Genomic DNA, 20,868 nt, shown 5'->3' on the forward strand with positions numbered 1-20,868 from the left:
CGAATCGGGAATTCAGAATCGTGCGGTCAGCCAATCCCGCCATAGCCGGCTTGCTGCCTGCTCCAGTGCCGCCGCGCGATGCTGTGTTTCCTCGCGCAGCGCCGAAATGTCGATACCGGCCTGCGCCAACTCGCAGCTGTGACCAATGAACCAGCGCTCCAGATCTCTGCCGCGCACCTCGGGATGACACTGAAAACCCCAACCGTGGGCGCCCCAGGCGAAAACCTGATGGGCGTAGCGGGCACTGGCCGCCAAGTGAATCGCCCCTTCGGGCAGATCGAAGGTGTCGCCGTGCCAGTGCAGCACGGACACGTCGGGCGCAAACAAAGACGCCAGTTCGGGAACGGCCTGGCCGGCTGGTGTCGCGCGCAGCGTCCCCCAGCCGATTTCCTTGCCCGCGCCGCCCGGATAGACTCGCGCCCCCAATGCAGCAGCCATGAGCTGGGCGCCCAGGCAGATCCCCAGCGTCACGCCGCCGCGCTGCAGACGCTCGGCGATCAGCGCCTTCTCATCCATAAGAAACGGGTAGGCGGCCTCGTCATACACACCTATCGGACCGCCCAGCACCACCAACAGATCGCAAGCCAGCCCTTCTTCGGGTGGCACGACGTCCACACCGGCCTGAGCGGTGTGGATCGCAAATCCTGCCTCAGCCAGGGCCGGCCCCAGGGTTCCCAGATCCTCGAATGCCACATGACCAATTACCCACGCGCGCCGCATGTTTCGCCTCCCCTGCCCGACTCCGAACCCCGCACCAAGACCGGCACTTGGAGCAACCGTTCAGATTATGCTCTACTTTCGCCCCGATCGACTGTCATGCGGAACCGCCCGTCATGCCTCAAGCCACGCGTCATTTTCCCGCCGAATGGGAACCCCAGTCCGCTGTCCTGCTGACCTGGCCGCACACCGAAACCGACTGGGCACCCAACCTCGCAGCAGCCGAGCGCACCTTCGCCGCCATCGCCCGCGCCGTCTTGGTCCGGGAAGCACTGATAATCAGTGTGCACCACGCCGATCTTGTGGAATCGGTGCGCGCGCGCATTGCGCCGTTGCCCGATCAGGCAGAACGCCTGCACCTCATCGTCGTGCCGAGCAACGATTCCTGGGTCCGCGACCACGGGCCGCTCACGATCCTCGAGGACGGGCAGCCCGTGCTGCTCGATTTCACGTTCAATGCCTGGGGCGGCAAATATCCCAGTGCACTCGACGACGCCATCATTTCGCGGCTGCACGCGACGGGCATCTTCGGCAAGACCCCGCGGCGGCGAGTGGACTTCGTGCTCGAAGGCGGGGCCCTGGAGAGCGACGGCGAAGGCACGCTGCTCACCACGACCTCCTGCCTTCTGGATCCTCATCGCAATCGCACCATCACCCAAGACACCGCCGAAGCGCAGCTGCGTGACTCCCTGGGGATCAAGCGCGTACTGTGGCTTACCCAGGGGCATCTGGAAGGCGACGACACGGACGGCCATATCGACACCCTGGCGCGCTTCGCAACACCCGATACCATCGTCTATCAAAGCTGCGACGACTCCGCGGACAGCCACTTCGCGTCGCTGCAGGCCATGGCCCGGGAACTGGCGGCGCTGCGCCAAGCCGATGGCGCGCCCTACCATCTGATCCCGCTGCCCCTTCCGCGCCCGGTCTACGACGATGCCGGTCACCGGCTCCCGGCAACCTACGCCAACTTCCTCATCATCAACGGCGCGGTGTTGTTGCCGATCTACGGCGATCCGGCCGATGCGGTGGCGCAATCGCGTCTGACCGAGGCGTTCCCGAATCGAACCATCGTGCCGATCGACTGCACCGCTCTGATCCGCCAGTTCGGCAGCCTTCACTGCGTCACCATGCAGCTGCCCGCAGCGGTTCCGGTTCGCGCGCCCGAACCGGCTGCCCGACTCCCACACCCTTAGCCCGAGCGCTGCCGTGCAAACCTTCCCGCGCGGAATCGACCTCAATGCCGACATCGGCGAAGGCAGCCTCGCCGACGCTGAGCTGATCCCGTTGGTCTCGTCGGTCAACATCGCCTGCGGGGCCCATGCCGGCGACGACGCCACCATGGCCCAGGCCGTCGCCCGCGCAGCCGCGCAGGGCTGTGCCATTGGCGCCCATCCGGGTTACGCCGATCCTGAACATTTCGGCCGCCGCACCCTCGACGTGCCGGCCCCGGCCATCTACCGGCTGGTCGGCGAGCAGATCGACGCCCTGGCCCGCCATGTCGCCACGGCCGGCGCACGGCTGACCCACGTCAAACCGCACGGCGCACTCTACAATCAGGCAGCGCGAGACATCGAACGCGCGATGGCCATCGCCGAGGCCGTTCATGATACGGATCCGCATCTGGTGCTGGTGGGACTCGCCGGCAGCGCACTGATCGACGCCGGGCGCAAGGTCGCCTTGCGCACCGCCCAGGAAGCCTTTGTCGATCGGCGCTATGAAGCTGATGGAAGCCTGACCCCGCGCAGCCATCCGGATGCCGTGATCCGCCATCCCGAGGATGCTGCCCGGCAGGTCCTCACCCTCCTGCGTTCCGGCCGGCTCATTGCCCGGAACCGGAAAGCCATCGCGCTGAGCGCCGATACCCTCTGCGTCCATGGTGACAACCCTGCCGCTCTTGACCTGATCCGGCAGGTGCGCCAACACCTTGCCCTGGCCGGCATCGCCGTGCGACCGGTACCGCTGACCCCATTACCGTAACACCCCGGACGGGCCGCCCGTGGCGTCACCAGGAAGCCGCAGCGCATGGACCGGATACCGACAGCCGAGGCGGTCGTGTTGCCGACATTCGCCAGGGCGGACCGACCCATGGCATCGACACGGGCCACCACCGGGCACCATGGATCCGCTTCAAATAACGGATTCAGAACAGGATTTCCCAGACGGCGCGCCGGACTCGGCACCGCTGGCGCGTTTTCTGCAGGATCACGCACGCATCCGCATGCTTGCCGTTATGCATCGCGATGCATAACGAATCAGGAGGACGAATGATCCAGACCGCTCACTGGCAACTGAAGGGACAGGTCGGATTGACCACCGGCGATGCGGAAACCATCGACGACAAACGGATCGATCTGCTCGAACAGATCGACCGGACCGGCGCCATCGGTCAGGCGGCCAAGGCCGCCGGCATGAGCTACCGCGCTGCCTGGAACACCGTCGATACCCTGCGCAATCTGGCTGGAACGCCGCTGGTGACCACCCAAAGCGGCGGCCGTAACGGTGGCGGCACCCAACTCACACCGGCAGGCCGGCGTCTGGTCGATACCCATCGGCTGGTTCAGGAACATCAGCGCCGTTTTCTGATTCAGCTGCAAACGCGGCTGGATCATCCCGACACGCTCACGCTGATCAGGCGGCTCGCCATGAAAACCAGCGCCCGCAACCAATTCTTCGGCACCGTGACGCGCATCCAGACCGGCGCCGTGAACGCAGAGGTCGAAATCGCGCTCAACACGCACGATCATTTGGTCGCCATGATCACCATGGAAAGCCTGGCGGAGCTCAGACTGGCGCTCGGAAGCGAAGTCTGGGCACTGGTCAAGGCGCCGTCGGTGCTGATCACGGCGGATGATCCCGGGATCAAGCTTTCGGCCCGCAACCGGCTGTGTGGCACGGTGTCGCGCATCACGCTCGGCAGCGTCCATGCCGATGTGGTGATCGACCTGCCGGGCGGCGCCATCATTAGCGCCATCATCACACTCGACAGCCTGGATGGCCTCGCGCTCACCCCCGGCAGCAGGGCCTGCGCCGTATTCAAGGCTGGCAGCGTGATCCTGGGCGTCAACGCGTGACGGGTCTGTCCCCATCCAAACCATCGTCAAGGAGAATCCCAGGCGGCACTCTGCTATCGCCACGGCAATGGATCGGCGCCCGTCTGCACCTCGATTTTTGACCACGACCGCCAGCCCTGAAGGAGTTCCGTCATGCGCCAGTCCGTCCTGCGTCGCGCCGCGCTCGCCACGCTGTTGCTCCTGATCATGCCCGCCGCGCAGGCGGCCGAAGTGGTGGCAGCAGTGGCCGCGAATTTTGCCGCCGCCATGGCGCGAATCGAACCGGACTTCGAGCAGGCCAGCGGCCACCAGCTCACGGTCGTGCTCGGCTCGTCGGGCAAGTTTCTGCAGCAGATCCGGCAGGGCGCGCCATTCGATGTGCTGCTGTCGGCCGACGCCGAACGGCCCGCGCTGCTCGAGCAGTCCGGTCTCGGCGTGCCGGGCTCGCGCTTCACCTACGCCATCGGCCGCCTTGTACTGTGGAGCCCGCAGCCGGACGCCTTCACCGATGGCAAGGCCTATCTGAAAGCCGGCGCATTCCGGCATCTGGTCATCGCCAATCCGGTCGTCGCGCCCTACGGCGCCGCGGCGCAGCGCACCCTCGAACAGCTCGGTCTGTGGGCCAGCCTGCAGGACCGGATCGTCCGCGCCGAAGACATCGGCCAAGGCTACGCGATGGCTGGTAGCGGTGCGGCCGAGGCGGCGTTCGTGGCCTACTCAGCCGTGCTCGCCGGCCGCAAACCGGGTAGCCAATGGCTCGTGCCGCACCATCTCTATCCGCCTCTCGACCAAGACGCTATCCTGATCACCCGGGCCCGCGACAACCCAGCTGCCCTTGCGTTGCTCGATTACCTCAAAATGCCGGCGGCACGCGAAGTGATCGCGTCGCTGGGTTACGACCTGCCGGCGCACCGACCGGAGAAATCAGCCCCATGAGTCTCGACCTCGGCCCGGTCTGGCTCACACTGCGCCTCGCGGGCGTGACCGTCGTGCTGCTGCTCATCGTCGGCACGCCACTGGCCTGGTGGCTGGCGCACACCCGCACCCGCCTGAAACCGCTCATCGAGGCCGTCACCGCGCTGCCGCTGGTGCTGCCGCCTACCGTGCTGGGTTTTTACCTGCTGGTGCTGTTCGCGCCGGGTGGGGCGCTGGGCGCACCCTGGCTCAGGCTCACCGGCGAAACGCTCACCTTCTCCTTCAGCGGGTTGGTCTTCGCGTCCATGCTCTACTCGCTGCCCTTCGTGGTACAGCCCCTGCAGAGCGCCTTCGAGGCGGTCGGCCGCGGGCCGTTGGAGGCCGCGGCGGTGCTGGGCGCGCGGCCGCTCGATGCGTTTTTCACCGTGGCGAGCCCGCTCGCCGCGCGCGGGTATCTCACCGCCATCGTGCTCGGCTTTGCCCACACACTGGGCGAATTCGGCGTAGTGCTGATGGTGGGCGGCAACATCCCCGGCCGCACCCGGGTGATCTCGATTGCCATCTACGAGCAGGTGGAAACGCTCAACTTCGCCGCCGCCCACCTGCTGGCGGCTGGCATGCTGGTGTTCTCGTTCGCAGTGCTGGTGCTGGTGTACGCACTGAACCGCCGCTACCCGGTGCACACGGCATGAGGCTGGACATCGCACTGACCCTGCAACGCCCCGGCTTCACGCTGGAACTGGATCAGACGCTGGAGCTGACCGGTATCACTGCCGTCATGGGCGCCTCAGGCAGCGGCAAGAGCACCCTGCTGCGCGCACTGGCCGGTCTGGAGACGCCACAGCGGGCGCGCATCATGCTTGGCGCCGCGCGGCTGGCCGACAGCGCAGCCGGCATGAGTCTGCCGCCACACCGACGTGGCATCGGTTATGTGTTTCAAGACGCGCGGCTGTTCGGCCACCGCCGCGTGCTGGGTAACCTGCGCTACGCACAGGCGCGCGCCCGGCCCGCCAACGGCGGCACGCCGGCACCGGCGCTGGACGAGGTGATCGCCGCGCTGGATCTGAATCCACTGCTGGAGCGGCGCACGCAGGGCCTCTCGGGCGGCGAGCGCCAGCGCGTCGCCATTGCCCGCGCGCTGCTCGCCAACCCGCGCCTGCTGCTGCTGGACGAACCGCTGTCGGCACTGGACCTCAAGCGCAAGGCGGAACTGCTGCCCTACATCCGCGCCCTGCCGGGGCGCTTTCACATTCCGCTGATCTACGTCTCGCACGCGGTGGAGGAAGTGGCCCAGCTCGCCGATGAGGTACTCATCCTCACCAATGGGCGCGTGGTGGCCCGCGGCGAGGTACACACTGTGCTGGAGCGCCCGGAGGCCGAGGCCGTGTCCGGCCACTTCGAGGCCGGCGCCCTGCTGCACGCCCGGGTGCAGCGCCAGCTGCCCGAGTATGCGTTGACCGAACTCGATATCGCCGGCCAGCGCCTCACCCTGCCGCAGATCGACGCTCCGTCGGGCACACCGGTCCGCGTACGCGTTCGGGCGCGCGATGTGGCCATTGCACTCGCCCGCGTGGACGGCGTGAGTATCCGCAACCAGTTCCAGGCGCGTGTGCGCCACATCGACACCGATCCCGCCACTGCCTATGCGGAAGTGACGCTCAACCTCTCCGGCGCCGACCCGGCGGCCGTCCACTTGCGCGCCCGCATCACCCGCGAAGCGCTGAGCACGCTCGGCCTGAAGCCGGGCCAGCCCGTGTGGGCCCTGGTGAAAAGCGTGTCCTTCGACCGGCGGGAACTCGGAGGCCGGTAAACCGAACCGGCCGCACAGGCTGTCCCCGACTATCACCGCGGCCGGCCCCGCAGCCCGCGGCGTTGTGGCATCGCTGCGCGGGCGATGTCGCAAACGCGACACGACCCGGCCGCGCGCGGAATCACACGCGATCCGCCGCCGCCCCCTTCTCGCCCTAAAATCAATTTTTATTCAAACGCTTCTGGATAATTTCCGGCATGGATCGGTTGATCGGCATGCCGTTTGCAAAGTTGACGCACGTTATCAACCGGCAGCCACTTCCACGCGGACACATTCCCTGTTGCTCAGTTCGCAGTGGGCGGCCAGACGCCTTTCCCCAAGCGCGCCATTCAGCACAACGCAGCCCATCGACGGCGACACGGATCCTTCATTCCCCCACTCGAACCCAACCCAGGAATACCCCCATGAGCGTCTTCGCAGATTCCGCGCTGAGCAAACTTGAAGCCGAACAGCGCCTGTTCAACCCGGTGTTCAAGGGACCAACGGGCGTCGCTGGCCGGTATGGCTTTCGCGGTGAACTGGCGCTCAAATTCGCGCCCAAATTCGCCGACGAGGCGCGCCCGCCCGAGATTCTTGCCGAACAGGTGATGCTGGTCGCGGAGTCCGGCAAGCCGACCATCCCCTTTCTATGCTGCTACCTGCTCTCGTTCGAATATCTGCGGCCGCTGGTCGAGGCGCTGGGCGATGTCATCGACGAGCATGGGAAATATGTCCTGTTCTGCAACAACATCGACCTGTCCACGCGCTACACCGTGCCGTATGGCGGCGCGACGTTCTACGTCCTGCCCATTGACGAGGCCACCGCCTACAACGAATTGCTGGATTTGCTCTACATCGAACGCAATGACCTCAAGAAGCTGGACACCGGATCGCGCCTGGACCGCATCTACGAAACAGCCCGAAACTTTATCGAGACGTTTCCGGCGATTTCCTTCGAAGAAGGACTCAAGCGAATGGGCCCGGTGCGCAACCCCAACGAAAACCGGCCAGTCTGATGGACGGCGATCGAGGCGGCGCACGGCGAACAAGCGTCTGGGTGGCCTGAGCCGGCCGCATGGGACCGCTCGCGAGATAAACGTGCGGATGGGGCGTTGCCGGGGATCGAGACGGATCGGCGAGTTCGCCGCAGGCACCCGCCATTCGGGCGGTCCTGACGTGGACTAGGGCTGGACGTCGCTTCCGAGTACGCCCCAGGCGTGCGGCCGGGGATGCCAGTGTGCCGGAACAACCGGCCCCGGCCACCCGACCCCGGTGCGGCGCGCGTCCGCATTCTGCGAAATGCGGTAGGCTCGGGGAATGATGACGATTTATCTTGCCCCCACCGAGACCATCGATTTCGACGCGCCGAATGTCCGCGCCAAGGCGCGCGAGCTGGCCGCGAGCATCGCCGATGAACGAGCGCTGGTGGCGCGTTATTTCACATTCGTGCGCGATGCGATCAAACACAGTTGGGACCATCGTCTGAATCCCGTCACCTGCCGCGCATCCGACGTGCTGCGACACGGCACCGGCTACTGCTACGCCAAGAGCCATCTGCTCGCAGCCCTGCTGCGCGCCAGCGGCATTCCGGCGGGACTGTGCTACCAGCGCCTGGCCGTGGGCGATGCCGGTCCGCCCTATTGTCTGCATGGCCTGAACGCCGTCTACCTGCGCGATCTCGGCTGGTATCGCCTCGATGCCCGCGGCAACAAGCCCGGCATCGCCACCCGCTTCAGTCCACCGCACGAGGCGCTCGCCTATCCCGCAAGCGGTCCGGGCGAACAGGATTGCCCGCACATCTTCGCCGAGCCGTTGCCGGTCGTCACTGCAGCGCTCACGCAGTACGCCGATATCCATCTCATCGACGCCAATCTCCCCGATCTCGACCTGAGCGCTTTCGATGGCCCAATCAATCGATGAACACCACCGTGAACTGATGCACTACACGACCGTTAACGGGCTTGAAGGCAACGCCGAAATCGCTCTTGCGTTTGCCGCATCAACGCAATACGGCAAATATGCGCTCTCGATGCGCCCAAAACTGGATACGATATGGCACGAGGCCAACCGAGGAGCCCTATCGCCGCCATCGCCTCCGAAGCCCGGCTCTGGCAGATGGCCGATGCGCTTCGCGGCAACAAGGACCCCGCGAGTACACGAGCGTGACGCTCGGCCTCATCTTCGAGAAGCCAGCTGATGGCGCGCAGTATCGAGCCGTATGACCCAGATCACGACGGCATCCTTGAGATCGAAGAAGTCCATCCCAATTTCGTCGAGGTCTACTTCGTGCCGCCGGAGCACAGGCTGGTGGAGGCCGGGCTCGACCCGAAGAAAGCGAATAGCTACCGGACCAAGCTGCTGGATATCAACGGTCAGCACAATTTCCTGACGATCTATCCGATCAGCACATTCGGAAACCGGCCGGATTTCCTGAAGCCGAAATATGGCCGGATCGAGCGGATCACGCTCGATGACCCGAACATCATCTTTGGGTTCGACATGGCCGTACCTCCGACACCGGCGGAGGTGCGCGATGTCCTGGAGAATCTGCCCTCCACGTTCACCAAGGACTACGCCTACGGGCTTGGCCTCGCGAAACCCTACCGATTCATCATCAATGCGGTGGAAGCGCTATCGGACTGCACCGAAATAGTTATTACGGGCAAACACGCCACGGGTCCCGCCCCGGATGGCCATGGAATCTTCTACATCGCCACGCAGAACTTCGAGCAGGCGCGCCTCGAACTGAACAAGATTGATCGCCACACGGACTCTGCCCGTCGTGCCGTGAAATGGACTGCTGCCCACAACATTCTGGCGGAACGGCTCGGGGTGCCGATGCTGGACCCAAAAGCCGGTCGGCACCCCTATCGCAAGCTGTTCACCACTGTGGCAGAGGGCAAGCAGGATCTGTCCGAGGAGGATCAGAACGCTGTCATCGGCGCCCTGACCCGCCATGCCGCCGACATCGCCGATCATCAACCGGAGAAGCTGGCGAAGCTGCGCGGCGACATCGAACTAGTGACACTTGAAGCCCTGATCATCCGATACGAAAGGATGCTTGGCGAGAACCAGGTCGAAGCATGCTGGCAGGAGTTCTTCAACGAAAACCCCTTCATCCTGAACATGGCCTTCGGCTATCCCGTGATCAAGGTGCGGAACCAGGCATCGGTCGGTGGACGCAAGCTGTCAGGCGACGGAGAGAAGATCACTGATTTTCTGGTGAAGAACAGCCTGACCAACAACACGGCGATCTTCGAGATCAAGACGCCGCAGACGTCGATGCTCAACAGGACACCATTTCGCGATGGCGTTTACACGCCGGCGGCCGAGCTGTCGGGTTCGATCAATCAGGCACTCGATCAGAAGTACCAGTTTCAAAAGCAGATTGCCCAGATCAAGGACAACACTCGGCTTTACGACATCGAGTCCTACGCCGTGCATTGCTGCCTGGTGATTGGCAGGACGCCCGAGGGCGATGACCAGAAGAAGTCTTTCGAGCTGTTCCGGCGCAATTCCAAGGACGTCGAGATCGTGACCTTCGACGAGCTTCTGGAAAAACTCAAACAGCTCAGTGCCTTCCTGCGCGCGGCCGAAGAACAGACGAGCTAACCGAATAGAGGCTGCTGACCACACCGTGCAACCTTATCCCCTTGGGCACCATCAGCTAATGGTGGAAAAGCCCTCCCAGACTGATACGGCGCTCGAGGAAATTCACGCTCAGGGCAGCAACGGATCGATATCAGCAGGATCCTCCTGATCGGATCGACTGGTTGCACAACATCCAGCCGTCTAGTCACAGCGGTGTTAGACCGGCTGTTAGTTGCGCGCAAAGGGGTATCGACGCGGATTAACAGCGCCTCCATCCACAGGATGCGCGAACCGCGCTCAGAACCCGACCGGGGCGTGCTCGCGCGTGGCGTCGAAGCGTACCTTGGGCCATTTTTCCATGGCGAGCTGCAAATTGACGCGCGAGGGCGCGAGATAGACCAGCGCGCCGCCGTGGTCGATGGCGAGATTGTCCGCGGCGCGATGGCGGAAGTCCTCGAGCATGCGGGCGTCTTCGCAGATGACCCAGCGCGCCGTGGCCACCGAGACGCCGTCGAAGCGGCATTCCACGCCGTACTCGGCCTTGAGCCGGTGCGCGACTACGTCGAATTGCAGCGGGCCAACGGCGCCGAGAATGAGGTCGTTGTTGGTGAGTGGGCGGAAGAACTGCGTCGCGCCCTCTTCGCATAGCTGGGTCAGCCCCTTCTGCAATGCCTTGAGACGCAGGGGATCGCGCAGCACGGCGCGGCGGAACAGCTCGGGCGCGAAGTGCGGGATGCCGGTGAAGGTGAGGATCTCGCCTTCGGTGAAGGTATCGCCAATGGCGATGGTGCCATGGTTGTGCAGGCCCAGAATGTCGCCGGGATAGGCCTCCTCGGCCCGTTCGCGTTCGCTGGCCATGAAGGTCAGCGCATCGGCGATGCGGATATCGCGTCCGAGACGGACATGGCGCAGCTTCATGCCCTTGCTGAACCGTCCCGAGCACACGCGGAAGAAGGCGATGCGGTCGCGGTGGGCCGGGTCCATGTTGGCCTGCACCTTGAAGACAAAGCCGGTCAGCGCGGTCTCCTCAGGCTGCACACTGCGCTGCTCGGTCTCACGCGGCCGCGGCGGCGGCGCCCAGCTCACGAAATCGTCGAGCAGCTCGCGCACGCCGAAGTTGTTGACCGCGGAACCGAAGTACACCGGCGTCTGGCGCCCGGCGAGATAGGCCGCCCGGTCGAACGCGGGACTGGCGCCGCGCACCAGCTCGATTTCCTCGCGGTAGGCCGCCGCATCGGCCCCGAACCGCTCGGTGAAGGCATCGCTGTCCAGTCCCTCGATCACGTCACTCTCGTGAGCGCGGCCATCCTTCACCGGGGCGTAGAGGTAAACCCGGTCCTGCAGCAGGTGATAGATGCCGCGCAGGCCGCGCCCCATGCCGATCGGCCAGGTCACCGGCGCGCACTGGATGCCCAGCACCTTTTCCACCTCGTCCATGAGCTCCATGGGATCGCGGCCTTCGCGGTCGAGCTTGTTGATGAAGGTGAAAATGGGCGTATCGCGCAGCCGGCAGACTTCCATCAGCTTGATGGTGCGCTCTTCCACACCCTTGGCGCAGTCGATCACCATCAGCGCCGAGTCGACCGCGGTCAGCGTGCGGTAGGTGTCCTCGGAGAAATCCTCGTGCCCGGGGGTATCGAGCAGGTTGACGATGCTGTCGCGGTAGGGAAACTGCATCACCGAGCTGGTCACGGAGATACCGCGCTGCTTTTCCAGCTCCATCCAGTCGGAAGTCGCATGCCGGCCGGCCTTGCGGCCCTTGACAGCGCCCGCGAACTGAATGGCGCCGCCGAACAGCAAGAGTTTTTCGGTGAGCGTGGTCTTGCCCGCGTCGGGGTGGGAAATGATGGCAAACGTGCGCCGCCGCGCCGCCTCTTGGGCGATCTGGGACATGCTGACTCCGGTCGGTCCTGAACTGCGCACAGCCGGTGGGCCGCGCAAAGGGAGGAATTGTACCGGATGCGAGCGGCGGCCCGCAGGGGCGGAGCCGCCGGTTCCGCAGATCGACTTCAGAACAGCTGACCGGATGAATGCGCGCGGTCGAACAAGCCGAGTAACGCCGGCGCGATCGCGCAGTTCAGGCGACCAGCGGGCCCATCAGTGTCCCAACATCCACGGACGTTTACCGCGATGATCGGCATGTCCACAGCCCGGCCCGTGCGCGTGGCCGGTTGCCGGCGGCGGCACACGGCGCAGACTAAGCGGTTCATGGGCGCTGCGCTCGTTGCGAGTATGCGCCTGGTAGCTTCCAGAAGAGATCTGACGCAAGGCAGGCCGCGACAGCATGCGCGCGGATGCCGCTGCGCATTGCGGGCAGTCTATGGGGGCATTGCGTTCGCTCATGGATCGCAGTTCGGTGAACGGGCCACACGTGGCGCACTGGTATTCATACAAGGGCATACAGGCTCTCCAGAACGGATTGTCGACCGGGATGAATCGGTAATACTTCAGCCGGCCATGGCCAGATCGGCCCCGCCGCTGACCATGATCTCCGGTCCCGATGCGTTGGGCATGATGTCGAAGTCGAAAATCTCGGCTGGAATCCACAACGTGGCACAGGCATTGGGAATGTCGACGATGCCGCTGATGTGCCCCTCAACCGGAGCGGTCCCCAAGATGGCATAGGCTTGTTCACCGGTATATCCGAACTTCTTCAGATACGCGATGGCATTGAGACAAGCCTGACGATAGGCGACGTGCGCGTCGAGATAGTATTGCTCGCCCGCCTCGTCCACAGAAATTCCTTCAAATATCAGATAGTTGGAGTAACGCGGCTCAAGCGGACTGGGTTTGAAGATGGGGTTCTTGATGCCGTATTTTTCCATCCCACCCTTGATGACCTCGACATGCAGATCAATCCAGCCGGCCATTTCGATCGCGCCGCAGAAGGTGATTTCGCCATCGCCCTGGGAAAAATGGATGTCGCCCATCGACAGGCCAGCGTTTTTCACATAAACGGGAAAGTACACCTTGGCCCCGCGGGAGAGGTTCTTGATGTCGCAGTTGCCGCCGTGTTCCCGTGGCGGTACCGTGCGTGCGCCCTCCTGGGCAGCGGCCTGCGCCGCACTACCCGTGAGTCTCCCCATCACCGCCGAAGCAGGGTTGGGCGGCAGGGCAAGTTCCGGAACGCGATTCGGATCGGTCGCGATCAGCGCCTGTTCCCGCGCGTTCCACATCTTCAGCAGGTCGGCAGATGGCAGGCAACCGATCAGCCCCGGATGCATGAGGCCGGCGAAACGCACCCCCGGGATATGCCGCGACTGGGCGTAGATGCCCTCGAAGTTCCAGCAGGCTTTGCGAGCGTCCGGGTAATGATCGGTGAGAAACCCGCCGCCGTTGCTTTTGGCGAACAGGCCGGTAAAACCCCAGTCCGACTCCGCCAAGGTGCCGATGTCGAGAATGTCGACGACGAGCAGATCACCCGGTTCTGCACCTTCCACACCGATAGGGCCACTGAGGTAATGCACCTGGGTCAGATCGACGTCGCGGATGTCGTTGGCCGAGTCGCTGTCGAGAATCTGGCCGCCAGTCCAGTCGAGGCACTGCACGCGGAAGCTGGAGCCTGGCTTGACCATCTCCACCATCGGCAAATCGGGGTGCCAGCGGTTATGAATGACGCCACCCTGTTCGGCCGCCGGCTTGGACACATCGACCTCGATCAACGTCTGCAACATATCGTTTTCCCCTGCATGAAGGTCCCGGACACGCATCGCGGGCTCGCCTGGCATCCCGGAGCGGATGGCGAGCACCGACGGGAGCTCTCAGGCAAAGTCCAGGCCAATGCGATACGCCGGTATTTCTTGTTTATTTCAAGGGATTTAGATCAAGGGCCTGCCAAACGTGCCCCCCGCCTGCCGGAAATGCGGCCAGATTGTTCGACATTGTTCAAATTTGAAAATCGGGCCGCCCCAGGCTGCCTTGCGGCCCGCACCTGATCGGTGCAGTCCTCGTACATACTGGTAGCAAATTCAATGCGTTGTAAACGGCGCGCTCCTTGCTTTTTGCTATCCACATGCGCCAACGGAGATTTCGATGAGTCATCAGGCCAGCACGCTCTATCCGACGCTCTCTTCTGTGCCCGATTCAGCACTTCGCTCGAACAGCGATCTCCAGTTGATCCTGGAAATGGCCAAGTTGCAGGAGCGCCGGCTCGACCCGGATAGCATCATCGTCGCCATGTTGCGATTGCTTGCGCAGATGCGCGGTCTGAATGGCGGCCGCGTGAGCGTCCCCGATCCCAGTGGCGTGTATCTCGAAGTTCGTCACAGCTACGGCCTCGACGCGCACCATATGACCTCCGGTGGCTACACCGTTCCCCTCAATCAAGGCGTCACGGGATATGTCATGCGCACCGGCACCATTGGTCTGGTCGCCGACATTCAGAGCGAACCGATCTACTTGACACGCATCACCTCCTGGGACGAACGCTACCTCGGCCCCATCGCCTTTCTGGCGGTTCCGATTTTGGCAGAGGGTCGGCCGATCGCGGTGCTGGCTGCCCAGAAGGATGGCGCCCATCGCCACCGCTTCGACGATGATCTGATGCTGATGCGCATCGCCGCAGCGATGATCGGTCAGATCATGCGCATCGAGCGATTCGTCAGTCAGCGTACGGCTGACCTGGTCACCGAAAATCAGCAGTTGTGGCGGTCCATCCGGCAAAACGGCCTCGCTCACGGGATCATCGGCGAAAGCACGGTGTTGCTCGAAGCGCTGAAACAGGCCGGGCAAGTCGCGCGCAGCGAAGCGCCGGTGATCCTGCTCGGCGAGTCAGGCACCGGTAAGGAAAAGTTTGCGCGGCTCATTCATCAACAGAGCGATCGGCGCGAACGCCCCTTTATCTGCATCAACTGCGCCGCCATCCCCGCTGCTTTGCTGGAATCGGAACTGTTCGGTCATGAAAAAGGCAGCTTTACCGGCGCAGATGCAACCCGCAAGGGAAAAATCGAGGCGGCCGAGGGCGGAACGCTGTTCCTGGATGAAATCGGCGATATGCCGTTGGAGTTGCAAGCCAAACTCCTGCGCGTGCTACAGGATCGGCAGGTCCAGCGCGTGGGCGCGAGTCAAGTGATCCCGGTCGATTTCCGGATTCTCACTGCAACCAACGTCAATTTGCGACAGCTGGTGAACGAGCGACGCTTCCGGCTCGATCTCTACTATCGGCTGAGCGTGGTCCCCATCTATCTGCCGCCGCTGCGTGAGCGCAACGGTGACATCAAGATCCTCGCGCTGCATTTCCTCAACGAACTGAACCATCGCTACGAGCGCAATGTGACCTTGGAAAATGGGGTACTGCGGCGACTCGAATCCTTCGACTGGCCGGGCAACATCCGGCAACTCCAGAATGTCATGGAACGCGCAATCGTGATGGCCGAGGGTCTGATCGTCACGGCGACACAGATCGCGCTCATTTTGCAGGACGAATCCACCGTCCAACTGCATCAGCCGGATCAGACGTCAACGGACGTTCTGCTCTCCGCCCCGCATGGCCTTTCCGCCGATTGTGAGCCGCGACACTACCTCAAGGTTCACCACACCCAGGGCCATGCCATCGAGAAAGCCCTGCGCGATAGTGGGGGTAACCAGAGTGCAGCCGCTCGGCGTTTGGGAATGACCACCCGGCAATTGCGCTACCGGATGAGCAAGCTTGGGATCGATGCGTTATAGGCAGATTGTCGTCCGCCCGGACATTGGCCGGCAAAGCGTGACAATGTCAGTGAGCGCATCCGACCCGTGCATCGAAGTACACCGAAATCGCGCTGCGAACCTTTTAATTTCAGATGGTTGCATATTATACGGTCGTACTTCAAACAAACCATCTCCCTGGCCTGATCCTTGCTCCCGAGGGTTTGTTCGATTGTGGCCACTTGCTCAGGAGATTGCCGATGCGCCTTCACCTTGCCTCTCATCGCTTCATTTCATCCTGTCGATGTCTGGCGCTGATCATCGCGGGTGTGCTGGCTACCGGTGGCCTTGCAGGGGCCGCTGACCATCCGACCGCGAAAGTGAACACCACCAACCTCGCGGTCACGGATCAAGTCGTCAAGGTTGGCATCCTGCATTCGGTCACGGGAACCATGGCGATCAGCGAAACAGGATCGGTAGAAGCCGAGAAACTCGCCATCAAGCAGATCAACGATCTGGGTGGTGTCTTGGGTCGCAAGATCGAGATCATCCAGGAAGACGGTGCCAGCGACTGGCCAACCTTTGCCGAAAAATCTCGCAAGCTGCTGGTCCAGGATCGCGTAGCGACGGTATTCGGTTGCTGGACCTCGGCTTCGCGCAAGGCAGTGTTGCCGGTATTCGAAAAGGAAAACGGCCTGCTCTACTACCCCACGTTCTACGAAGGGCTCGAGCAGTCCAAGAATGTGATCTATACCGGCCAGGAGGCGACCCAGCAGATTCTCGCGGGCCTGGACTGGATCGCCAAGGAAAAGAATGCCAAGACCTTTTATCTGATCGGCTCGGACTACATCTGGCCGCGCACCTCGATGAAGATCGCCCGCAAGCACATCGAGAATGTCCTCAAGGGCAAGGTGGTGGCCGAAGAGTACTTTCCGCTCGGACATACCAACTTCGGCTCGGTCATCAACAAGACGAAGCTCAGGAAGCCCGATGTGATCTACAGCGCGGTGGTCGGCGGCAGCAACGTGGCCTGGTACAAGCAGCTCAAGGCGGCTGGCGTGACGGCGGAAAAGCAGACCTTGCTCACCATATCCGTGACCGAGGATGAGGTCCTGGGCATCGGCGGGGAAAACATGAAGGGCTTCTATTCCGCCATGAAGTACTTTCAGAGCCTCGACAACCCCAACAACCAAAAATTTGTCAAGGCGTTCAAGGAGATGTGGGGTTCGGACAGCGTCATCGGGGACGTGACCCAGGCGGCCTATCTCGGCCCTTGGTTGTGGAAGGCGGCCGTTGAGAAGGCCGGCAGTTTCGACATCGACAAGGTCGTGGCCGCATCACCCGGCCTCGAACTCAACACTGCCCCGGAAGGCTACGTAAAGATTCATCCGAACCACCATCTGTGGAGCAAGCTGCGGGTAGGTCAATGGGACGAGAATGGCCAGGCCAAGGTGGTCTATGAATCGGAACTGATCGAGCCGAATCCTTTCCCGGCCGGCTACCAATAAGCGAATCGAGCGCTCACCGGAGGCCGGGCCTCCGGTGACTGGATTCATCTCGTTCAGGAGCGCATCACATGGCGGGTTACACCTGGTCGGAAATCGGTTCCATCTTGGCCATGCAGGGATTCAGCGGGCTGAGCCTGTTCTGTGTCTTCCTGCTCATGGCGTTGGGGCTGGCCATCATCTTTGGGCAGATGGGCGTCATCAACATGGCGCACGGGGAGTTTCTCACCATCGGCGCGTATACCACCTACTGGCTGTCGCACTGGGCTGAGCTGCACGCACCCGCCCTGCTCGACTACATGTTCTTCACGGCGGTGATCGTCGGCTTTCTGATCGCCTTCGCCGTCGGCTATCTGGTCGAGATGGGATTGATTCGTTATCTCTACAAACGTCCCCTTGACACACTGCTGGCCACCTGGGGGCTCAGCCTGATCATGCAGCAGACATTCCGTTCCGCTTTCGGGGCACGCGAGGTCAGTCCGACACTGCCCGGATGGCTGCTGGGATCGGTGTCACTGACGGATACCATCGAAATCCCCATCAACGGCCTGGTCGTAATGGGACTCACCATCGTGACCACGGGCGCCGTGTTCCTGTTCATGTTTCGGTCACGCTGGGGCTTGCGCGTGCGGGCTACGGTCCAGAACCGCATCATGAGCGGCTGCGTCGGCATCGATACCACACGGGTTGACCGGATGACCTTCGCCATCGGCTGTGGCACCGCCGGGATCGCGGGTGCCGCCTTTACCACCATTGCCTCCACCGGTCCGACAAGCGGTTCACTCTATATCGTGGATACCTTCCTCGTCGTGGTGTTCGGTGGTGCTGCCAGCCTGCTGGGCACAATCGCCTCGGCGTTCACCATCGCCCAGGCGCAGTCAATCCTGGAATTCTTCTCCAGCGGCTCCATGGCCAAGGTGATCACCCTGATGGCCGTAGTGATCATTCTCATGCTACGCCCGGAAGGCCTGTTCAATATGCGCATTCGCCGCTAACCAGTGCCGCGAGGGAGACCGTTGCTCATGAATCAAGTAGTGAACAAGCTTTTCGGCGGTCGAGGAGGCCTCGCGGGATTTGTCCTGCTGGCAATCCTCATCCTCATCATCCTGCCCACTGTGCTGGATGGATTCCGGCTCAACCTGGTGGGCAAATACCTCACCTATGCCTTTGTGGCCGTCAGTCTGGTGCTGTGCTGGGGCTACGGCGGCATCCTGAGCCTGGGCCAAGGCATCTTTTTCGGTCTGGGTGGTTATTGCATGGCGATGTTCCTGAAACTCGAGGCGTCGAGTCCTGCCAATACCGCCATCCAGAGCACGCCGGGCATTCCCGATTTCATGGACTGGAATCAACTCACTGCCCTGCCGTGGTTCTGGAAACCGTTTTACAGCCTGCCGCTCACGCTCGTTGCCATCATCGCTCTGCCAACCCTGTTTGCCTGGCTGATCAGCTTCGCTCTCTTCAAGCGCCGGGTTGGGGGCGTCTATTTTTCCATCATCACCCAGGCCATCGCTTCCATCCTGACCATTCTGATCATTGGCCAGCAGGGCTACACCGGGGGGATCAATGGGATCACCGACCTGCGTACCCTGATGGGTTGGGACATCCGCACCGACGAGGCCAAATGGTTGCTGTACTTCGTCACCTGTGCCTTGTTGCTGGTGGTCATTCTGCTGTCACGGCTGATCCTCACCAGCAAGCTGGGGCTCCTGCTGGTGGCGCTGCGTGACCAGGAGGACCGCATGCGCTTCTCCGGCTACGATGTGGCCAACATCAAGATTTTCATCTTCTGCGTGGCAGCCGCAATTTCGGCGATCGGTGGGGCGATGTTCACCTTACAGGTCGGCTTCATGTCCCCGTCCTTCGTCGGCGTGGTGCCCTCCATCGAAATGGTGATCTACGCGGCCGTAGGCGGCCGCTACTCGCTTATTGGTGCCGTTTACGGGGCACTGCTGGTCAACGCTGCCAAGACCATGTTTTCGGAATCCTTTCCAGAGCTGTGGCTGTATCTGATGGGCGGTCTGTTCATTGCCGCTGTCCTGTTTTTCCCCCGCGGTCTGGCCGGACTCGTCGAACGCTACGGGTCCCCTGTGATGAGGTTCATCAACAAACGGCTCCCCATGCCCGCCCTGCGCCGCGATACGCCCGCCGTTCGCTCAGCAAAGTGAGGAGTGATCCAAGCCATGACGACCAGTCCAAACACCGCATCCAATACCGACTTTCTGCTGGCGATCGAAGACCTGACCGTCTCCTTCGACGGATTCAAGGCCGTCAATGAACTGAACCTCTATGTGGATCGAGAGGAGATCCGGGTCATCATTGGCCCCAACGGCGCCGGCAAGACCACGGTGCTCGATCTCATCTGCGGCAAGACTCGCGCCACCAGTGGATCGATCCGTTTCCATAATCGGGAACTGACCCGGCTCGCCGAGCACGAGATCGTCTGGGCCGGTGTCGGCCGGAAATTCCAGAATCCGACTATCTACGAGAATCTGACCGTGGCCGAGAATCTGGTCGTCTCCTATCCCAAGGGGCGCAGCGTTTTCGGTAGCCTGGGATTCCGCCAAGATATCGCCGTGCGAACTCGGGTCGAAGAAGTGGCCGAGGCAGTATTTCTGCGGGATCGCCTGGATGACATGGCCGGCATCCTGAGCCACGGGCAGAAACAATGGCTGGAGATTGGCATGCTGCTGATCCAGGAGCCCGAACTCATCATGCTGGATGAACCGGTGGCGGGCATGAGCGTCCGCGAACGCCAGCAGACCGGCGAATTGCTGGCCCGCATCTGCCAGGGACGCTCCATGCTCATCATCGAACACGACATGGATTTCGTGCGCAGTATTGCCCACAAGGTCACCGTTATGCACCAAGGCAAGATTCTAGTCGAAGGCTCGATGGACAAAGTGCACGACGATCCCCGGGTCAAGGAAGTCTATCTCGGTCATTGACCGGCGTGACAACGCCGTCCGACGAGGAATCAGCGATGTTCGAAGTGGATCGACTGTGTGTCAGCTATGGCCAAAGCCAGGTTGTCAACGAGGTCAGCTTTCAGGCGGCACCCAACGAGACGGTGGCCCTCATGGGACGCAACGGCATGGGTAAATCGACATTGTTCAAGGCACTGATGGGCGTGCTACCGGCACGCAGTGGCGCCATTCGGCTGGAAGGTGCGGAACTGGCGGGACTGCCCAGCCATCGCCGGGTACAGCACGGAATGGCCTATGTCCCCCAAGGCCGGATGATCTTCCCGGCGCTGACCGTGATGGAGAACATCCAGACGGGGCTTGAGAAAAGTGGCACGAATCGCGTACCCGATGAGCTGTTCGAGCTGTTTCCGGTCCTGTTCAAGATGCGTCACCGAAAAGGCGGCAATCTCTCGGGCGGACAGCAGCAGCAGCTGGCCATCGCCCGGGCACTGGCGACCGATCCGAGCGTGCTGCTCCTGGATGAACCAACCGAAGGAATTCAGCCCTCCATCATCAAGGAGATTGCATATGCTTTGAACGAAATTCGCAAGCTGCGCCGGATCACGCTGATCGTGTCCGAACAGGTGCTGAGCTTCGCCCTCACCGTTGCCGATCGCATTCTGGTTCTGGAGCGGGGCTGCATCATCCACGAGGATCGCCGCGAGGATGCCGATATTGCCAAGATCACCGGTTATCTCTCGGTCTGAACA

Annotated in this window: 19 protein-coding genes; 15 read left to right on the top strand and 4 right to left on the bottom strand. The window is 62.5% G+C overall.

Going from position 1 to position 20,868, the window contains the following annotated elements:
* Positions 1-12: 12 nt before the first annotated feature.
* Complete coding sequence (locus tag E4680_RS06115; RefSeq protein WP_135281519.1) at positions 13-720, bottom strand: glutamine amidotransferase; 708 nt, start codon at positions 718-720, stop codon at positions 13-15.
* A gap of 113 nt (positions 721-833) precedes the next feature.
* On the opposite strand from E4680_RS06115, the gene E4680_RS06120 reads away from it, so the two are divergent.
* The 9 genes from E4680_RS06120 (at position 834) to E4680_RS06160 (ending at position 10,086) form a co-directional block, all read left to right on the top strand.
* Positions 834-1,913, top strand: coding sequence for an agmatine deiminase family protein (locus E4680_RS06120; RefSeq protein ID WP_135281520.1), 1,080 nt, complete (start codon positions 834-836; stop codon positions 1,911-1,913).
* Between the two features lie 13 nt (positions 1,914-1,926).
* The gene (locus tag E4680_RS06125; RefSeq protein WP_205688781.1) at positions 1,927-2,697 is read left to right on the top strand and encodes a LamB/YcsF family protein; all 771 of its coding nucleotides are present in this window, start codon (positions 1,927-1,929) and stop codon (positions 2,695-2,697) included.
* A 287-nt stretch (positions 2,698-2,984) separates the two neighbouring features.
* Positions 2,985-3,791 (top strand): TOBE domain-containing protein, encoded by an 807-nt coding sequence (locus E4680_RS06130; protein ID WP_135281521.1) that lies wholly within the window; start codon positions 2,985-2,987, stop codon positions 3,789-3,791.
* Positions 3,792-3,923: 132 nt separating this feature from the next.
* On the top strand, positions 3,924-4,706 hold the full coding sequence (gene modA, locus E4680_RS06135; protein WP_135281522.1) for a molybdate ABC transporter substrate-binding protein: 783 nt from the start codon (positions 3,924-3,926) through the stop codon (positions 4,704-4,706).
* The gene (gene modB, locus E4680_RS06140; RefSeq protein ID WP_135281523.1) at positions 4,703-5,377 is read left to right on the top strand and encodes a molybdate ABC transporter permease subunit; all 675 of its coding nucleotides are present in this window, start codon (positions 4,703-4,705) and stop codon (positions 5,375-5,377) included. Before modA ends, modB begins: the two co-directional genes overlap by 4 nt.
* Positions 5,374-6,495 (top strand): molybdenum ABC transporter ATP-binding protein, encoded by a 1,122-nt coding sequence (modC, locus tag E4680_RS06145; protein ID WP_135281524.1) that lies wholly within the window; start codon positions 5,374-5,376, stop codon positions 6,493-6,495. The genes modB and modC overlap by 4 nt, the downstream gene beginning before the upstream one ends.
* Positions 6,496-6,899: 404 nt before the next feature.
* Positions 6,900-7,490, top strand: coding sequence for a hypothetical protein (locus tag E4680_RS06150; RefSeq protein WP_135281525.1), 591 nt, complete (start codon positions 6,900-6,902; stop codon positions 7,488-7,490).
* Positions 7,491-7,791: 301 nt separating this feature from the next.
* Positions 7,792-8,394 carry a transglutaminase-like domain-containing protein gene (locus E4680_RS06155; protein WP_240696137.1) on the top strand — a complete coding sequence of 201 codons (603 nt, stop codon included), beginning with the start codon at positions 7,792-7,794 and terminating at the stop codon, positions 8,392-8,394.
* Between the two features lie 276 nt (positions 8,395-8,670).
* Entirely contained in the window at positions 8,671-10,086 is a 1,416-nt protein-coding gene (locus tag E4680_RS06160; protein WP_135281526.1) for a Shedu immune nuclease family protein, read from the top strand.
* Positions 10,087-10,362: 276 nt separating this feature from the next.
* Here E4680_RS06160 and E4680_RS06165 read toward each other — a convergent pair whose 3' ends face one another.
* The 3 genes from E4680_RS06165 to fmdA all read right to left on the bottom strand — a co-directional run bounded on the left by E4680_RS06165 (position 10,363) and on the right by fmdA (position 13,739).
* Entirely contained in the window at positions 10,363-11,958 is a 1,596-nt protein-coding gene (locus E4680_RS06165) for a peptide chain release factor 3 (protein WP_135281527.1), read from the bottom strand.
* Positions 11,959-12,162: 204 nt separating this feature from the next.
* Complete coding sequence (locus E4680_RS06170; protein WP_135281528.1) at positions 12,163-12,465, bottom strand: FmdB family zinc ribbon protein; 303 nt, start codon at positions 12,463-12,465, stop codon at positions 12,163-12,165.
* A 47-nt stretch (positions 12,466-12,512) separates the two neighbouring features.
* Positions 12,513-13,739: a formamidase gene (gene fmdA / locus E4680_RS06175; protein ID WP_205688782.1), complete on the bottom strand. Its 1,227-nt coding sequence runs from the start codon at positions 13,737-13,739 to the stop codon at positions 12,513-12,515.
* Between the two features lie 358 nt (positions 13,740-14,097).
* On the opposite strand from fmdA, the gene E4680_RS06180 reads away from it, so the two are divergent.
* The 6 genes from E4680_RS06180 to urtE all read left to right on the top strand — a co-directional run bounded on the left by E4680_RS06180 (position 14,098) and on the right by urtE (position 20,865).
* The gene (locus tag E4680_RS06180; protein ID WP_135281529.1) at positions 14,098-15,732 is read left to right on the top strand and encodes a sigma-54-dependent Fis family transcriptional regulator; all 1,635 of its coding nucleotides are present in this window, start codon (positions 14,098-14,100) and stop codon (positions 15,730-15,732) included.
* Between the two features lie 218 nt (positions 15,733-15,950).
* The gene (urtA, locus tag E4680_RS06185; RefSeq protein WP_135281530.1) at positions 15,951-17,198 is read left to right on the top strand and encodes an urea ABC transporter substrate-binding protein; all 1,248 of its coding nucleotides are present in this window, start codon (positions 15,951-15,953) and stop codon (positions 17,196-17,198) included.
* Positions 17,199-17,266: 68 nt separating this feature from the next.
* Entirely contained in the window at positions 17,267-18,190 is a 924-nt protein-coding gene (gene urtB / locus E4680_RS06190; protein ID WP_135281531.1) for an urea ABC transporter permease subunit UrtB, read from the top strand.
* 27 nt (positions 18,191-18,217) lie between these two features.
* Positions 18,218-19,360: an urea ABC transporter permease subunit UrtC gene (gene urtC / locus E4680_RS06195; protein ID WP_135281532.1), complete on the top strand. Its 1,143-nt coding sequence runs from the start codon at positions 18,218-18,220 to the stop codon at positions 19,358-19,360.
* Positions 19,361-19,375: 15 nt separating this feature from the next.
* Entirely contained in the window at positions 19,376-20,140 is a 765-nt protein-coding gene (gene urtD, locus E4680_RS06200; protein WP_135281533.1) for an urea ABC transporter ATP-binding protein UrtD, read from the top strand.
* 35 nt (positions 20,141-20,175) lie between these two features.
* Positions 20,176-20,865 (top strand): urea ABC transporter ATP-binding subunit UrtE, encoded by a 690-nt coding sequence (gene urtE, locus E4680_RS06205; protein WP_135281534.1) that lies wholly within the window; start codon positions 20,176-20,178, stop codon positions 20,863-20,865.
* The last annotated feature ends 3 nt before the right edge of the window (positions 20,866-20,868 follow it).

This window comes from Candidatus Macondimonas diazotrophica, from assembly GCF_004684205.1.
In the GTDB taxonomy this organism is placed as follows: Bacteria; Pseudomonadota; Gammaproteobacteria; order UBA5335; family UBA5335; genus Macondimonas; species Macondimonas diazotrophica.

Coding starts and splice junctions, on each gene's coding strand:
- E4680_RS06115 (WP_135281519.1), bottom strand. CDS start 720: ATGCGGCGCGCGTGGGTAATTGGTCATGTGGCATTCGAGGATCTGGGA.
- E4680_RS06120 (WP_135281520.1), top strand. CDS start 834: ATGCCTCAAGCCACGCGTCATTTTCCCGCCGAATGGGAACCCCAGTCC.
- E4680_RS06130 (WP_135281521.1), top strand. CDS start 2,985: ATGATCCAGACCGCTCACTGGCAACTGAAGGGACAGGTCGGATTGACC.
- modA (WP_135281522.1), top strand. CDS start 3,924: ATGCGCCAGTCCGTCCTGCGTCGCGCCGCGCTCGCCACGCTGTTGCTC.
- modB (WP_135281523.1), top strand. CDS start 4,703: ATGAGTCTCGACCTCGGCCCGGTCTGGCTCACACTGCGCCTCGCGGGC.
- modC (WP_135281524.1), top strand. CDS start 5,374: ATGAGGCTGGACATCGCACTGACCCTGCAACGCCCCGGCTTCACGCTG.
- E4680_RS06150 (WP_135281525.1), top strand. CDS start 6,900: ATGAGCGTCTTCGCAGATTCCGCGCTGAGCAAACTTGAAGCCGAACAG.
- E4680_RS06155 (WP_240696137.1), top strand. CDS start 7,792: ATGATGACGATTTATCTTGCCCCCACCGAGACCATCGATTTCGACGCG.
- E4680_RS06160 (WP_135281526.1), top strand. CDS start 8,671: ATGGCGCGCAGTATCGAGCCGTATGACCCAGATCACGACGGCATCCTT.
- E4680_RS06165 (WP_135281527.1), bottom strand. CDS start 11,958: ATGTCCCAGATCGCCCAAGAGGCGGCGCGGCGGCGCACGTTTGCCATC.
- E4680_RS06170 (WP_135281528.1), bottom strand. CDS start 12,465: ATGCCCTTGTATGAATACCAGTGCGCCACGTGTGGCCCGTTCACCGAA.
- fmdA (WP_205688782.1), bottom strand. CDS start 13,739: ATGTTGCAGACGTTGATCGAGGTCGATGTGTCCAAGCCGGCGGCCGAA.
- E4680_RS06180 (WP_135281529.1), top strand. CDS start 14,098: ATGAGTCATCAGGCCAGCACGCTCTATCCGACGCTCTCTTCTGTGCCC.
- urtA (WP_135281530.1), top strand. CDS start 15,951: ATGCGCCTTCACCTTGCCTCTCATCGCTTCATTTCATCCTGTCGATGT.
- urtB (WP_135281531.1), top strand. CDS start 17,267: ATGGCGGGTTACACCTGGTCGGAAATCGGTTCCATCTTGGCCATGCAG.
- urtC (WP_135281532.1), top strand. CDS start 18,218: ATGAATCAAGTAGTGAACAAGCTTTTCGGCGGTCGAGGAGGCCTCGCG.
- urtD (WP_135281533.1), top strand. CDS start 19,376: ATGACGACCAGTCCAAACACCGCATCCAATACCGACTTTCTGCTGGCG.
- urtE (WP_135281534.1), top strand. CDS start 20,176: ATGTTCGAAGTGGATCGACTGTGTGTCAGCTATGGCCAAAGCCAGGTT.